This window comes from Yersinia antarctica (assembly GCF_056636475.1).
On record NZ_JBSJQF010000001.1, the window covers coordinates 4266547 to 4281712 of the forward strand.

The window sequence follows — 15166 nt, forward strand, 5'->3', positions numbered from 1 at the left end:
TGCCAGCGGCAGACTTTACAAAGCTATACGAAATGCTGCGAGTAGCTTCGCTTTTTTCATTGGCAAAAAGTGCTTGGCAGCGAAGACGTAGGGCATAGAAACCGGGCACAGCCTGATGCTGCACCCGGAGAGTCCGAGTCCGTAAAAATCAGTTACGGAATGGATTGCCACTACGCGCCGCTGCTGGTGCTGCGGTAGCTGGTTGGCTTACAGAAGTAGCACGCGGTGCTGATTGAGCACTTTCGCCATCAGCATAAGCATTCTGGTTGGCATTGTCCGGTGCGAGACTGGTGGCTGAAGTTGGCACTGGCTTGTCCAATACGCCATTCAGTTGCATCAGATCGTCCATATTCAATGTCCCCAACGCGGATTGGATGTTTAACTGATTAATCAGATAGTTATAACGCGCGTCAGCTAATTGCTGTTTGGATTGATACAAGTTAGTCGTTGCAGTCAATACATCCAGAATAGTACGGGTACCCACCTGGTATCCGGCTTCCATGGCATCTAATGAACTTTGGTTGGAAATGACCACCTGCTCATAAGCCTTGATACTACTGATGGAGGCTGAAATATTATTGAATGAGGAGCGTACAGTTTGCACCACACTACGGTGCGCACTTTCTAGCTGTTCACTGGCACCGACGAAATTGTACTGTGCTTGTTTCACCGCAGAATTGGTGGCCCCGCCGCTATACAGTGGCAAACTCAGTTGCACACCAATTTGGTTTTGCCCAGCATCATTATTCACTTGCTGGCTGGTTGGTGACCCCCCACTGTAACGTGTATTGGTTACAGAAGATGAGGCGGTCAAATCGACCGTCGGCATATAACCGGTTTCTGCTGACTTAATTTGCTCACGAGCCAAATCTTGGCTCAAACGGGCAGAAAGCAAGGCAAGGTTACGTTTTTCAGCTTCTTTCAATAAGTTAGTAACTGCTTGTGGGCGCTCAGTCTTCAAGCGACTCACATTCAGTGATGCCAATTCAGGATAATAAACACCGGTGATCTGGCGCAGGTTTTCCAACGCGTTATCCAAATTGTTACGGGCAGTCACTTCTGCTGCTAACACGGTATCGTAGCTGGCACGGGCGTTTTGCACATCGGTAATTGCGACTAAACCTACATTAAACCGCTGGGTCGTTTGGTCCAACTGGCGATAGACCGATTGCTTCTGTGCTTCGGTGTAAGACAGGCTATCAATCGCTCTGAGTACGTTGAAATAGGCTGTTGCTGTGTTCAGGATCAGTGCCTGTTCGTCGGTCTGGAATGTGACATCCTGAATACCCGCCGCCTTTTCCTGTAAGGTCAGGGCGCGCCATTTAGACATATCAAAAATAGTTTGAGTCAGTTGCAGGGAGCCTGATGTCGCGTTGCTATCCGGGCTATCGGATGCATCACGGAAACCATTAGTATGGCTGTAACCTGCACCCAAACCGAGCTGTGGTAACAGCGGGCTGCGAGCTTGATTAATTTTTTCATATGCAGCATCGCGGTCAGCAGCCGATTTGCGTAAATCCGGGTTACTATCCCTGGCTTGCTTATAAACTTGCAGCAAGTTCTCTGCCTGGCTCATGGTACTGAAACCAGCCAGACTCAGCCCGATAAGAAGGGGGAGCAGTTTCTTCATTTGCAGTCCTTGTTGTGCAGCATTTGTGCGGCAATTTTACTATGGTAGCTGTCGATAGACGATATTGTTGCCGATTCTATCAGAGTCTGCCAATGGGATAAGGTGGCTGATTGTGCCATCTCGCCTTAATTTACTTAAATCTATCACAAAGCTAAATGAGTATTCAGACAACTCATCTGTATCGAGCTATCTTGGTCAAATAATCTTTATCAAAATCATTTCTATCGGCTAACTCTATGCCTGCTATTTTAAAATCCTGTATACCCGTCATACTGCAAGCTGCATGTGCGTTAGCTGCTTTCGTTAACCCCAGTCACTCACTTATGTAAGCTTATGGGGGATTATGAGCCTCACCCTACGGGCCAGCGCAGGCGCTGTGCAAAATGGTTTACAACCAATTTGTCGCTCAATTGCCGCCTTCCTGCAACTCTAATTATTTAGGGTATAGCCTGTGTAGTTTGGCTGTCATCAAAAATCACAATTAAGCTTGGATACTTAAGTAAGGAGAACAGTTAATGACGTCAGTACAATCTTCACCGGTGACCTTTGACAAGAATGATGTGGAAATTATTGCACGTGAAACACTTTACAGTGGTTTTTTTTCACTGAATTTATACCGATTCCGCCACCGCCTGTTTAACGGTGAAATGAGTGGTGAAGTTAAGCGTGAAATTTTCGAGCGTGGCCATGCCGCGGTGTTGTTACCCTATGATCCGGTGCGTGATGAAGTGGTATTGGTTGAGCAATTACGGATTGCCGCCATTGACAGTAGCCCGTCACCTTGGTTATTAGAAATGGTAGCCGGAATGATTGAAGAGGGTGAAACCGTTGAGGCGGTCGCCCGTCGCGAGGCGCAGGAGGAAGCCGGAATTGACATTGGCCGCTGTAAGCCGGTGCTCAGCTATTTAGCCAGCCCCGGGGGCACCAGCGAACGTTTGTCTATTATGGTGGGCGAAGTTGATGCGACAACGGCGAAGGGCATTCATGGCTTGGCCGACGAAAATGAAGATATTCGAGTGCATGTTGTTAGTCGTGAACAAGCTTGTCGTTGGGTTGAAGATGGTGCTATTGATAACGCAGCCTCAATCATTGCATTACAATGGTTGGCGTTGCACCATCAATCGCTGAGAGCAGAATGGCAGTCATAAAGAGAAAAAATAATGAGTAAGCGCTATACACCTGATTTCCCTGAGATGATGCGGATATGTGAAACGAACTTCGCACAATTGCGTCGTTTGATACCTCGCGTCGATGAAGTGGGCGAAAACGTGGCTTATCAGGTTAATGGCGGCAGTTATAGGCTGACAATTATTGAGTCAACCCGCTACACTTCGGTAGTAGAGATCGTGCAAACCGAGCCTGCGGTGAGTCACTGGAGCCTGCCATCGATGGTGGTGCGGCTTTATCATGATGCACAGGTCGCGGAAGTGTGTGCCAGTCAGCAGATCTACCGCTTCAAAGCAAGTTATGATTATCCGAATAAAAAGTTGCATCAGCGGGACGAAAAGCATCAAATTAACCAGTTTCTTGCTGACTGGTTGCGCTATTGTTTGGCGCATGGAGCGGTGGCAGTTCCGGTTTGTTAGACAGACTTATAACCTTGCCTACAGAGAGTGAAGAATCGTGATAATTCTGGTTGGGAAGGGTGCAAAAACAAGGACACCATTTGGAAAGCCTGTTTAAACTGCCTATGGCGAGTGGGGCCAAAGTCAGAATTTTACAAATAACAGATACCCACCTCTTCGCAGGTGAACATGAGACCTTGCTGGGTGTGAATACGTCCCGCAGTTATCGCGCTGTGTTGGATGCGATTATTGCTGAGCAACATCCATTTGATCTGATTGTTGCAACCGGTGATTTGGCGCAGGACCATTCGGTTGCTGCCTATCAAAATTTTGCGAAGGGTATTTCCCGTTTGCCGGCGCCTTGCGTATGGCTACCCGGTAATCACGATTTTCAACCGGCGATGGTAGATGCACTGGCGGATTCAGGCATTGCGCCTTCGAAGCAGGTTCTGGTTGGTGATAACTGGCAAATTCTGTTATTGGACAGTCAGGTATTCGGTGTTCCTTATGGTGAACTGAGCGATTATCAGTTGGAGTGGATGGAGCGTTGTCTGGTGGCTTACCCAGAACGCTATACGCTGATTTTATTGCATCATCACCCAATGCCATCCGGCTGCACTTGGCTTGACCAACACAGTCTGCGTAATGCGCATATGTTGGCGGTAGTGCTGGTTCGTTATCCGCGTGTTACCACCTTATTGTGTGGCCATATCCATCAAGATTTGGATCTCGATTGGTATGGTAAACGGCTGCTGGCCAGCCCTTCTACTTGTGTGCAGTTCAAACCGCACTGTACTAATTTTACGCTTGATACTGTGGCCCCGGGATGGCGCTACCTCGACTTACTGCCTGATGGAATACTTGAAACTGAGGTTCGTCGGTTAGCCAGTGATGAGTTCTGCCCGGACATGGACTCGGATGGTTATTGATGAGTACGCTTCTTTATATTCACGGCTTTAATAGCTCCCCCAGTTCGCTCAAAGCAACCACCTTTAAAAGTTGGTTGCAGCAGCACCATCCTCATATTGAGATGCTGACACCGCAATTACCGCCGTATCCGGCACAAGCAGCAGAAATGTTGGAAAACATTGTGATGGATAAAGCTGGGCAATCTATTGGTATTGTTGGTTCTTCCTTGGGCGGCTATTTTGCTACCTGGCTTTCCCAGCGTTTCAGCATTCCTGCGGTGGTTGTTAACCCGGCAGTGCGGCCTTTTGAGCTGCTCAGTGATTATCTGGGCGAGAATGAGAACCCCTACACAGGTCAACAATATGTGTTAGAGTCTCGACATATTTACGACCTGAAGGTCATGCAAATTGAAAAGTTGGAATCCCCAGATTTACTCTGGTTATTGCAACAAACCGGGGATGAGATCCTCGATTACCGTCAAGCGGTTGCTTATTACACCCCTTGCCGGCAAACAGTAGAATCAGGTGGAAATCATGCCTTTGTTGGCTTTGATCACTATTTCTCCCCGATTGTAACTTTTTTAGGGCTAGCGACTGCCTGATAACAGGCCGTATATGTGCCACCGATACAGCAGGTTTGGTATTACTACAATTTTGGTATTACTACCGTTGGGTATCGTTACTACAGTGGGTATTGCACTGGGGCCGAGATGGCCCACCAGGCATGTCACCGCCAGCCTTCCAACCATTAGCCGAATATTAATCAACCATGACTGAATCCAGCTATAACGCTGATGCCATTGAAGTACTCAGCGGTTTAGAACCAGTGCGTCGTCGTCCGGGCATGTATACGGATACCACGCGGCCAAACCACCTTGGTCAAGAGGTGATTGATAACAGCGTCGATGAGGCGCTGGCGGGCCATGCCCGGCGTATTGACGTTATTCTGCACGCCGATCAATCGCTGGAAGTGACTGATGATGGCCGTGGTATGCCTGTTGATATCCATCCAGAAGAAGGTGTTCCCGCCGTTGAACTGATTATGTGTCGGTTACACGCAGGCGGCAAATTCTCGAATAAAAACTATCAGTTCTCTGGTGGTTTGCACGGTGTAGGCATTTCAGTTGTGAATGCTTTATCCAAGCGAGTAGAGGTCACGGTGCGCCGTGATAGCCAAATCTACAGTATCGCCTTTGAAAATGGCGATAAAGTGCAGGAACTACAAGTTATCGGGACATGCGGTAAGCGCAATACCGGTACCAGCGTGCATTTCTGGCCGGATGTCTCATTCTTCGATAGCCCACGTTTCTCGGTTTCGCGTTTATCCCATTTGCTGAAAGCGAAAGCCGTGTTGTGCCCCGGCGTAGAAATCGTCTTTAAAGATCTGGTGAATAATACCGAGCAGCGTTGGTGCTATGCCGATGGCCTGACCGATTATCTGATGGAAGCTGTTGATGGCTTGATTACCCTGCCAGAAGCACCGTTTGTCGGCTCTTTTGCCGGTGATACTGAAGCGATTGATTGGGCGCTGTTGTGGTTGCCAGAAGGCGGTGAACTGTTGACAGAAAGCTACGTCAACCTGATCCCCACCATGCAGGGCGGAACTCACGTCAACGGTTTGCGTCAGGGTTTGCTGGATGCCATGCGCGATTTCTGCGAATACCGCAATATTTTGCCCCGTGGTGTCAAACTTTCGGCCGATGATATCTGGGAACGCTGTGCTTATGTGTTGTCAGTAAAAATGCAGGACCCACAATTTGCCGGCCAGACGAAAGAGCGGCTCTCCTCACGTCAGTGTGCTGCTTTTGTGTCCGGTGTGGTAAAAGATGCCTTCAGCCTATGGTTGAATCAGAATATACAAGCGGCAGAACAACTGGCTGAATTGGCCATTTCCAGTGCTCAGCGCCGTATGCGTGCGGCAAAAAAAGTGGTGCGTAAGAAGCTGACCAGCGGCCCGGCATTGCCCGGTAAATTGGCGGATTGTACTTCGCAGGATCTGAGCATGACCGAATTATTCTTGGTGGAAGGGGATTCCGCCGGTGGTTCGGCTAAACAGGCACGTGATCGTGAATATCAGGCGATCATGCCGCTGAAAGGCAAGATCCTAAATACCTGGGAAGTTTCGTCAGATGAAGTGCTGGCCTCGCAGGAAGTACACGATATCTCGGTAGCCATTGGTATCGATCCAGACAGCGAAGATTTGAGCCAACTGCGTTACGGTAAAGTTTGTATCCTGGCGGATGCGGACTCCGATGGTTTGCATATTGCCACCCTGCTGTGCGCCCTGTTTGTGCGTCACTTCCGGGCGTTGGTGCGCAACGGTCACGTTTATGTGGCGATGCCGCCACTGTATCGCATCGATTTAGGCAAAGAAGTGTTTTATGCCTTGGATGAAGAAGAGAAAACCGGTGTTCTGGAACAACTGAAGCGTAAACGCGGTAAACCCAACGTTCAGCGCTTTAAAGGGTTGGGTGAAATGAACCCGTTGCAGTTACGTGAAACGACCCTCGATCCGAATACTCGCCGTCTGGTGCAATTGACCATTGGTGATGATGATATTGATAAAACGCTAGCAATGATGGACATGTTGTTAGCGAAAAAGCGTTCCGAAGATCGGCGCAATTGGCTGCAAGAGAAAGGGGATACCGCTGAAATCGAAGTTTGATCGATGGCAGGGTTTAATAGATGAAAGTGACGTTAGAAGAGTTGCAGGCATTTACCTCGGTAGTTGACTGCGGCTCGATTACCGCGGCGGCAGAGCAACGTAGCCAGACCACATCGGGTATCAGCCGTGCATTGAGCCGATTGGAGCAAAAGCTAGCGACCACTTTGCTACGCCGCACCACCCGCCGGTTGGAATTGACCGAAGAGGGCGAGCTGTTTCTCAGCTATGCACGCCAGATTCTTGGCGCGGTGGATGATGCTGAGGAACAGATTGCTCTGCGGCGGTTGAAGCCTGCTGGTCGGTTGCGAGTGAATGCAGCAGCCCCCTTTATGCAGCACGTTATCGTGCCGATGATCAGCGGCTTTCGCGCCTTATATCCGCAAATCATTCTTGAACTGAATACCGACGATCTTAATATCGATCTGTTGGAGCAACGTACTGATATCGCGATCCGCATTGGTGCTTTGCGCGACTCCACTATTCATGCACGTTTGCTGGGTGCCAGCCGGGTGCGTATTCTTGCCAGCCCCGACTATCTGCAATGTCACGGTACCCCGCACACTATTGATGACCTCGCAAATCACAGTCTGCTCGGTTTCACTCAGCCTGAATTCCTTAATCAATGGTCGCTACCTCATTTGCCAGGCGGGCATTCGTCGATTATCCCGAATTTAGCGGCTTCCAGCGGCGAAACGCTACGTTTATTGGCTTTACAGGGTGAAGGGATCGTCGAACTCTCTGATTTTATGACGCGTAAAGATCAACTGGCGGGGCATTTGGTTGAAGTTATGGCGGATCAAACTCTGGAAACCTGGCAACCGATCAATGCGGTGTATTATCGCAATACACAACTTGCCGCGCGGATTACCTGTTTTCTCGATTATGTGAGTGAGCAGATTCAGTTGCAGGGGAGCCATTGGCTCAGATATTAGCGGCTAACACCGCTGCAACTTCAAGCCAGAAGGGTATTAGCCAAAGTAATTGGAGTTGCAGCAAGGCAGCAAACGAATGAATCCCGATGAGCTTACTCAAGTAAGTGATTCGGGTGAGTGAGAGCGGCTAACACCGCTGCAACTTCAAGCCAGAAGGGTATTAGCCAAAGTAATTTGAGTTGCAGCAAGGCAGCAAACGAATGAATCCCGATGAAGCTTACTCAAGTAAGTGATTCGGGTGAGTGAGAGCGGCTAACACCGCTGCAGCTTCAAGTAAGAAGGCTAAGATAAAATGTGAATGTTCACATCCAACACATCATCCTTAATCACTTCACGGTGTTGATGCATATGTTCCATCTGCAAATGTAACTCCAGATGATGCACACTTTGCCACTTCTCCAGCATGAAAATAGAGTCCGGCGAGTTCTTTTGCCAGTCAAGCTGGGTGGGAACGTCAACCATCGGCACATAACCGCCACAACCTTCCTCGGCCAGTACCGCCGGAATAAGCTTCTCAATTGCCTGTAATACTGCCTGACGGCGCCCTGGTTTGACTTTGATTTCTGCAAAAACGGTAATCATTACTGCCTCTATTTATCTCTGATAGGAAATCAAACGGCCTGATAGTTAAAGTTTTCGGCTAAATGCTGACGATAACGGCTGATGTCACCTTCAATGTCTGGTTGTTTAATCACATCATTACACATAAATGTTGGCAGAGGTTCCATACCAAGGAATTGGTTCGCTTTATGGAAATGCAGATAAACACCGTCAACGCCCACCCCATGGAAGAACTGTTTCGGGTCATTGAACGCTGCAAGTGGTGCGTTCCAGGTGACTGACAGCATGTAAGTTTTACCCTGAATCAAACCGCCAGAACCATAGCCTTTAGTGGCATCAGAACGGGTACGGCCATCACTGGCATACAGTTTGCCGTGACCTGCGGTAAAGACGTCATCAATATATTTTTTCAGGATCCACGGCTCACCCATCCACCAACCGGGCATTTGATAAATAACGGTATCGGCCCACAGATATTTTTCAATTTCACTTTCAATATCATAGCCTTCATCAACCGTGGTGATTTTCACCTGATGGCCGTTTTCACGTAGAAAGTCGGCAGCGACATTCGTGAGCGTGAGGTTAAGCACCCCTTTGGAGTGCGCAAACGCTTTCATGGCGTTAATAATTAATACATTACTCATTGATATAATCCTTGTGAAACGGTGGGCTAATAACCCAAAACAGCGGCCTACCCGGAATGCTGAGTATGCTAATGGTTTTTACGCGAGAGAAAAATGGACAATAATGCACAACACTATTGCTAAATAAGCAACAAAACCCTCTATTTAAACCTTTTAAGCTGTAAATGTGCGAAGCTCCCCGCATTGGATTTCATATGACAGAAACAGCAGAACAACAGTTTTGAGGCAGCTCTCAGAACGAAGTTAATACCTGGTAGCATATAGCTGCGTACCAAGTTATAGCGGTACACTGCTTGTCTTTTAGCGACACTCGTTTACTCAGGTCAGCGCCATTATGTCCCCTCATACTTTGCTCGTGATTGATGATGATGAAGAGATCCGCAGCTTGCTGACGGAATACTTCACTAAAGCGAATTTTCGTGTGCTTTCGCTACCTGATGGCGAACATTTGCTGACAACATTGAAGCAGGAGTCCGTGGATTTAGTCATTTTGGATGTCATGTTGCCTGGTGATGACGGCTTCACCCTTTGCCGCAAAGCACGGCAAGTATCGGCAGTGCCGATCATCATGTTGACGGCGGCATCTGATGAAAGTGACAAAGTGATTGGGTTAGAGCTAGGCGCAGATGATTATCTGGCTAAACCGTTCAGTGCCCGCGAGTTGCTGGCGCGAGTTAAGGCGTTATTACGCCGTAATCAAATTGTGCAAAGCCCTGGCATTGAGGCACGATTTTTGTGTTTTAACGGCTGGAAACTGGATTTAGTCCGGCGGGAGCTTATTGATCCGCAAAAGCAGAGTGAGCCGTTGTCGGGGATTGAATTTACGTTGCTCTCGTTATTTTTACGTCATCCCAATCAGATCCTCGACCGGGATCAAATCTCTGAGATAACCCGCCGACGGGAAAATAACCCTTTGGAGCGGGGGATTGATGTGCAAATCAGCCGCTTACGTCAGCGTCTACAAGATAGCCAGCGCTTACTACTGCGTACCCTGCGTAATCAGGGTTACATGCTGTGTTGTGATGTTACCCGTGAATATTGATTCGGGCCGTTATGTCCGTTGGCTACAGGATATGTTCCGGCCACTCTGGCCGCGTTCACTTTTGAGCCGCATGCTGTGCATGCTGGTGATTGCCCTGCTGCTGGCAGAAAGTATCTCTGGTTCAATTTGGTACCGTCAGTTTAGTCTGCGCAATCAGGCCAGTCTGGAAAGTACTATCAAAGGGCTGGTGCAAGGGATGCTGACTAGCTACAACTTTATGTCATCTCTGCCGTATAACTATCGCCATTTAGTGTTGCAACAACAATTGGCGTTAGGTGGCTCGCAGTTTTTTATTTCGATCAATAACCATGTATTGGATGAAGTGCAATTGCTGAACAGTCAGGCCGCCAGAACCGTGGTCTCGCAGGCAAAACAAGAACTGTGAACACAATTAGGGGAACGGCAGGCGGCGATTATCTCCCTGACACCCGCAGATCAACTGAAAGTTTTTAACGCTGGAGTTCTGGTTGATAATCTCCCCCCTGCCTGGGTACGTTTTGGTATCACTACATCCCATAAAGATGCGCCAGTATTAGTCATTCAGTTACAACTGAATTCCAATGAATGGCTGTTTCTGGCAGCACCACTGCCACCGCCTTATGATCAGTTAGAAAGCCCGTTGTTTAGCCTGCGTCAGGTCGGCTTTACCCTGTGTAGTTTGCTTCTGGTTTTACTTTTTACCTGGTGGCTGATTCGGCGTGAACTGAAACCATTAGCACGGCTAGCCCATGGCGCACTTGAACTCAATAGTTCACTGGACAGTGAACCATTGCCAGAGGAAGGCAGTGCAGAATTGGTTACCGCGACCCGTTCTTTCAATCAAATGCAAAGCCGTCTGCGCGCTTACCTGCATAATCGTGAAATGCTATTTACCGCTATCAGTCATGACTTGAAAACCCCGCTAACCCGCCTACGGTTGCGGGTAGAAATGCTAGAAGATGAGACTTTGGGGAAAAAATTTGAACGGGATGTCGCTGACTTGGAAATGATGGTCAAAGGCGCACTGCAAAGTATGAAGGATACTGATTTACATGAAAATATGGAGTCCATAGATATCATGAATTTGCTAAGGCAAACGATGGACGCCTATCTCAATGTTACTGTTTCCGGTAAAGCCAGCCCGATCTTTGGCCGCCCTCTGGCGATTAAGCGCCTACTTAATAACATCGTGGAGAATGGGCTGAACTATGGGCAGCGAGTAGAAATAATCCTGTCAGATCACCGAGATTACATCATGCTGTTTATCCGTGATTTTGGCCCCGGAATTCTCGAGGAGCAGTGGGAGAAAGTATTTAAGCCTTACTATCGTTTGCAACAGGATAACCGTGGCAGTGGGTTGGGGCTTGCTATCTCACGTAGCATTGCCAGAGCACATGGTGGTGAAGTGACATTACGTAATCATCCCGCCAGTGGGCTGATAGTTGAAGTCCGTTTACAACGCTATAACTGAGTCTAATACGCATGTTAAAGACACTATCTCTTATTTTTCTGCTGTTGGTCGCGACCAATGCCACTGCCGTTAACGTTGAAGTCCTGCATTATTGGACTTCATCCAGTGAGCAGGCGGCACTGTTATCGGTAAAACAGGCGCTGGCCGAAAAAGGGGATAACTGGCAAGATTTTGCTGTTGCTGGTGGTGCAGGAGAGAGTGCATACAGTGTATTGCAAACGCGTGCTATTGCCGGTAACCCTCCCGGGGCGGCGTTACTAGAAGGTAAGGCTATTGAGGAGTGGGCCAGACTGGGTTTTCTCTCTAGCCCTTATACGCCGGAGCAAACCGTTGAGTGGGATCAGGCTTTGCCTCTCGCCATCAAAGCCAACATTAAATATCGTGGTGAGTATGTTGCCGTACCGGTAAACATACATCGTATCAATTGGATGTGGATTAACCCGAAACCTTTCGCCAAATTGAAATTAGCCGTACCTACCACATGGGATGAGTTTTTTGCCGTAGCCGATAAGTTACAAGCTGCCGGGTACATTCCATTGGCACATGGCGGGCAGGCATGGCAGGACGCCACGGTGTTTGAGAATCTGCTGTTAGGCATGGAAGGCGGGGAATTCTACCGCCAGGTGTTTATGGAACAGCGCAGTAGTGCCATTACCAGCGAGAAGATGGTGCGAGTGCTGGAAAAGTTTCGCAAGCTTAAAGGTTATATCGACCCCGATGCCGCCAATCGTCCGTGGCATGAGTCGGTAGAAATGCTGCGCAGTGGTAAAGCTGCCATGATGATTATGGGCGACTGGGCCAAAGGCGAGATGATGCAGGATGGTGATAATCCCGGCCAAGCGTTTTTGTGTGCGCTGGCTCCCGGTACTCAGGGCTATTTTATTTATAACACGGACAGCTTTGCTATTTTGCAGCAAAACGGTAATCCAGTCGTGGTATCGGGCCAGCGCCATTTGGCTGATGTACTGATGGATAAGCAGTTTCAGGTTACGTTTAATAAACTAAAAGGCTCGATCCCCGCCCGAATGGATGTTTCTTTGCAGGATTTTGACTCCTGCGCGCAGCAGTCAGGCAAGGCGTTCCGTCAGGCGGAGGCCTCGGGTAAATTGCTGCCGAGTATGGCGCATTCGATGGCGACAGATGCACAAACCAAAGAGATCTTCTTCCACGTACTGAACTCCTTTTTTATCCATCCAGAGCAGACTCCGCAGCAGGCTGTGCAGCAGCTCAATACTGCCTTAATCGCGGTAAAATCTTAAGTTCAAGGCGTCAAAGCAGTACGCGCAAAATTAGAGAGTGCGAAAATAATTAGACCGTTAGCAATGTTAGCCAATGCTATTTAGCTTTTCCACCACCTCAGCGGAGAGTATCAATTCAGCACTGGCCAGGTTCTCCTGTAAATGTTGCGGTGATGACGTGCCAGGGATGAGCATGATATTTGGAGAGCGTTGCAGCAGCCAGGCAAGCGCAACCTGCATTGGCGTGGCCCCCAGTGACTGTGCGACTTCACTGAGTTGTGTCGACTGCAATGGTGTGAAGCCACCGAGCGGGAAAAAAGGAACCCAGGCGATATTCTGTGCAGCAAGCTCGTCGACAAGTAGGTCGTCATTGCGATTTGCCAGATTATACAAGTTCTGTACGCAGACAATGGGGGCGATTTTTTGGGCATCGGTGACCTGTTTTGCTGTCACGTTACTCAATCCAATATGGCGAATCAGCCCTCGCGCTTGCAGTTTGACCAGTGTCTCAAGGGGGGCGGCCAAGGAACCTTCTGCCGGTTGGTGGACAGCAAACATGCTACGCAAATTCACGACTTCCAACACATCAAGCCCAAGGTGACGTAGATTATCTTCGACCGCGCGGGTGAGTTCATCGGCGCTGAATGCCGGTAGCCAGTTCCCCGTCTTATCGCGTAGTGCGCCCACCTTGGTAACAATACACAGATCATTAGGATAAGGATGGAGGGCTCGTTTAATTAATTGGTTAGTAATATGCGGCCCATAAAAATCACTGGTATCAATATGTTGGACCCCTGATTTGATAGCGTCGCGCAACACCTGAATCGCCTGAGATTCATTCGAGGGTGGGCCAAATACACCTGGGCCAGCCAGTTGCATCGCGCCATAGCCGAGGCGATTAATCTGCCGATCGCCAAGTCGATAAGTAAGAGTACGTTGTGACATGGGATATCTCCTGAGTAAGTAACGCAATGATTGTAGCTGGCTTATAGCTGTGCAACTATCTGGCTAAATGAAGACAAGTTGTACGGAGTGGCGGACAATGCAAATTGATATTGCACTGCTTCATGCGGTGGTCGCGGTGGCAAAAGCGGGCGGATTTCGTGAGGCTGCACGCATGATAGGCAGTAATCCTTCGTATCTCAGCGATGCGGTGCGGCGGGTGGAACAGCAACTGGGTGTCCGGCTATTTCATCGAACCACTCGAACGGTGGCATTGACTGAGGTAGGTAGAGCACTGATGGAGCGGTTAATGCCTGCGATGAGCGAAGTTGATGCTGCACTGGATATTGTTAATCGCTTTCGTGATACCCCGTCGGGCACATTACGTCTAAATGTCCCTGTTAGTGCTGCGCGGCTGGTGTTGCCTGCCATTGTTCCTACTTTTTTGAAACGTTATCCAGACATTCAGTTAGAAGTGGTGGCCGAAAGCAACGTGCAGGACGTATTCCGTGATGGCTGCGATGCGGGTATCCGCTATGATGAATGTCTCGAGCAGGATGTAATTGCGCTTCCGATAGGAAAACGTCAGCAGCGCTTTGCTGTTGCCGCAGCTCCTGAGTATCTCGACCTGCATGGTCGGCCGGAACATCCGAGCGAACTCCTTAACCACCTCTGTATTCGTGGCCGTTATGCCAGCGGCATAGTGCCTGAATGGGAGTTTGAGCGAGACGGCGAGGTGGTGCGAGTTAAGCCAAATGGCCCGCTAATGGTTAGCATTGGTGCTGCCGTTGACCTTGCGGTGGCAACGGCGATTGCTGGCGGTGGGATAATCTATCTATTTGAAGAGTGGCTGCGACCCGCGATTGAACGTGGCGAACTTGAAGCAATTCTAACCCCCTGGTGGCAGCAGTTTTCAGGCCCATATCTGTACTATCCCGACCGTCGTCTTATCCCTTCACCACTCAAAGCGTTTATTGATTTTATCCGCGAACTAAATGGTTAACCATTTAGCGCCGCCATTATCTGGTGTCTGAAGCCAACCGGGTGATCATCAGGGTCTTAAGATAATCCGTCGCTTGAGTTTCAGCCCCCTGATCTATTTTGAATTATGGGATTATTAAATTCCCTCCGGCTCGTCATTTTCCTCATTGTTGGGTGTTTCACTGTCAACAACAAAATGAACGATTCCCCGCTTTCCCGCCGCCAGTGCCTGTTGAACCAATTCGCGGGCTGTAGGGATTTCATCTCGGTCTAGCACTGTTTCCGCCAGCATCTGCATATTGGTACCAGTAATCACTTCAAATTGAGGTTGATGCACACTCAATTGGACTGCACTGCGAAATGGGGAGCCCCCGAGCAAGTCGGTGAAGAACACCACACCGTGCTCAACAGGTAATGTATCCAGTGCCTGCTGTAACGCATGGTCTAGCTGTTGAGTACTCATACCCACCGGAAAGTCGACCGCAATGATTTGCGGTTGTGGGCCAATGACTTGTTCCACCGCGTTATACAATCCACTGGCAAAACGCCCATGGCCGGTGATGATAATGCTTACCATAAAAGGTCCTTGGGCGCTGGCCGTTAGCCAG

Annotated in this window: 16 protein-coding genes; 11 read left to right on the top strand and 5 right to left on the bottom strand. The window is 49.0% G+C overall.

Annotated features, from left to right (window positions below):
• Window positions 1-148: 148 nt before the first annotated feature.
• On the bottom strand, window positions 149-1630 hold the full coding sequence (gene tolC, locus ACWJJO_RS19785) for an outer membrane channel protein TolC (protein WP_083162381.1): 1482 nt from the start codon (window positions 1628-1630) through the stop codon (window positions 149-151).
• A gap of 515 nt (window positions 1631-2145) precedes the next feature.
• Here tolC and nudF point away from each other — a divergent pair.
• The 6 genes from nudF (at window position 2146) to ACWJJO_RS19815 (ending at window position 7700) form a co-directional block, all read left to right on the top strand.
• Window positions 2146-2778: an ADP-ribose diphosphatase gene (nudF, locus tag ACWJJO_RS19790; RefSeq protein WP_481091441.1), complete on the top strand. Its 633-nt coding sequence runs from the start codon at window positions 2146-2148 to the stop codon at window positions 2776-2778.
• Between the two features lie 12 nt (window positions 2779-2790).
• The gene (locus ACWJJO_RS19795) at window positions 2791-3216 is read left to right on the top strand and encodes a DUF1249 family protein (RefSeq protein ID WP_050086674.1); all 426 of its coding nucleotides are present in this window, start codon (window positions 2791-2793) and stop codon (window positions 3214-3216) included.
• Window positions 3217-3296: 80 nt separating this feature from the next.
• Entirely contained in the window at window positions 3297-4124 is an 828-nt protein-coding gene (cpdA, locus tag ACWJJO_RS19800; RefSeq protein ID WP_481091611.1) for a 3',5'-cyclic-AMP phosphodiesterase, read from the top strand.
• A complete protein-coding gene (gene yqiA, locus ACWJJO_RS19805; protein WP_372560484.1) occupies window positions 4124-4705 on the top strand; it encodes an esterase YqiA in 582 nt (193 codons plus the stop codon). Before cpdA ends, yqiA begins: the two co-directional genes overlap by 1 nt.
• Before the next feature lie 167 nt (window positions 4706-4872).
• Window positions 4873-6768: a DNA topoisomerase IV subunit B gene (gene parE / locus ACWJJO_RS19810; protein WP_083162386.1), complete on the top strand. Its 1896-nt coding sequence runs from the start codon at window positions 4873-4875 to the stop codon at window positions 6766-6768.
• A gap of 20 nt (window positions 6769-6788) precedes the next feature.
• Window positions 6789-7700 carry a LysR substrate-binding domain-containing protein gene (locus tag ACWJJO_RS19815; protein WP_442847509.1) on the top strand — a complete coding sequence of 304 codons (912 nt, stop codon included), beginning with the start codon at window positions 6789-6791 and terminating at the stop codon, window positions 7698-7700.
• 282 nt (window positions 7701-7982) lie between these two features.
• Here ACWJJO_RS19815 and ACWJJO_RS19820 read toward each other — a convergent pair whose 3' ends face one another.
• Together ACWJJO_RS19820 and ACWJJO_RS19825 are read right to left on the bottom strand one after the other, a co-directional pair.
• Window positions 7983-8282, bottom strand: a complete 300-nt coding sequence (locus ACWJJO_RS19820; protein ID WP_083162388.1) for a putative quinol monooxygenase — start codon at window positions 8280-8282, stop codon at window positions 7983-7985.
• Between the two features lie 29 nt (window positions 8283-8311).
• Window positions 8312-8905, bottom strand: coding sequence for an NAD(P)H-dependent oxidoreductase (locus ACWJJO_RS19825; protein WP_481091442.1), 594 nt, complete (start codon window positions 8903-8905; stop codon window positions 8312-8314).
• A gap of 334 nt (window positions 8906-9239) precedes the next feature.
• On the opposite strand from ACWJJO_RS19825, the gene ACWJJO_RS19830 reads away from it, so the two are divergent.
• The 4 genes from ACWJJO_RS19830 (at window position 9240) to ACWJJO_RS19845 (ending at window position 12656) form a co-directional block, all read left to right on the top strand.
• The gene (locus ACWJJO_RS19830) at window positions 9240-9947 is read left to right on the top strand and encodes a response regulator (RefSeq protein WP_442820475.1); all 708 of its coding nucleotides are present in this window, start codon (window positions 9240-9242) and stop codon (window positions 9945-9947) included.
• Window positions 9937-10332: a hypothetical protein gene (locus ACWJJO_RS19835; RefSeq protein WP_481091443.1), complete on the top strand. Its 396-nt coding sequence runs from the start codon at window positions 9937-9939 to the stop codon at window positions 10330-10332. Before ACWJJO_RS19830 ends, ACWJJO_RS19835 begins: the two co-directional genes overlap by 11 nt.
• Window positions 10333-10566: 234 nt before the next feature.
• Entirely contained in the window at window positions 10567-11397 is an 831-nt protein-coding gene (locus tag ACWJJO_RS19840; protein ID WP_481091444.1) for an ATP-binding protein, read from the top strand.
• An 11-nt stretch (window positions 11398-11408) separates the two neighbouring features.
• Window positions 11409-12656 (top strand): ABC transporter substrate-binding protein, encoded by a 1248-nt coding sequence (locus ACWJJO_RS19845; protein WP_083162390.1) that lies wholly within the window; start codon window positions 11409-11411, stop codon window positions 12654-12656.
• A 66-nt stretch (window positions 12657-12722) separates the two neighbouring features.
• Here the strand turns inward: ACWJJO_RS19845 and ACWJJO_RS19850 are convergent, their stop codons facing one another.
• On the bottom strand, window positions 12723-13580 hold the full coding sequence (locus ACWJJO_RS19850; RefSeq protein ID WP_083162391.1) for an aldo/keto reductase family oxidoreductase: 858 nt from the start codon (window positions 13578-13580) through the stop codon (window positions 12723-12725).
• 97 nt (window positions 13581-13677) lie between these two features.
• Here ACWJJO_RS19850 and ACWJJO_RS19855 point away from each other — a divergent pair, with 97 nt between their 5' ends.
• Complete coding sequence (locus tag ACWJJO_RS19855) at window positions 13678-14580, top strand: LysR family transcriptional regulator (protein WP_083162392.1); 903 nt, start codon at window positions 13678-13680, stop codon at window positions 14578-14580.
• A gap of 114 nt (window positions 14581-14694) precedes the next feature.
• Here the strand turns inward: ACWJJO_RS19855 and agaF are convergent, their stop codons facing one another.
• Window positions 14695-15135, bottom strand: a complete 441-nt coding sequence (gene agaF / locus ACWJJO_RS19860; protein ID WP_083162393.1) for a PTS galactosamine/N-acetylgalactosamine transporter subunit IIA — start codon at window positions 15133-15135, stop codon at window positions 14695-14697.
• Between the last annotated feature and the right edge of the window lie 31 nt (window positions 15136-15166).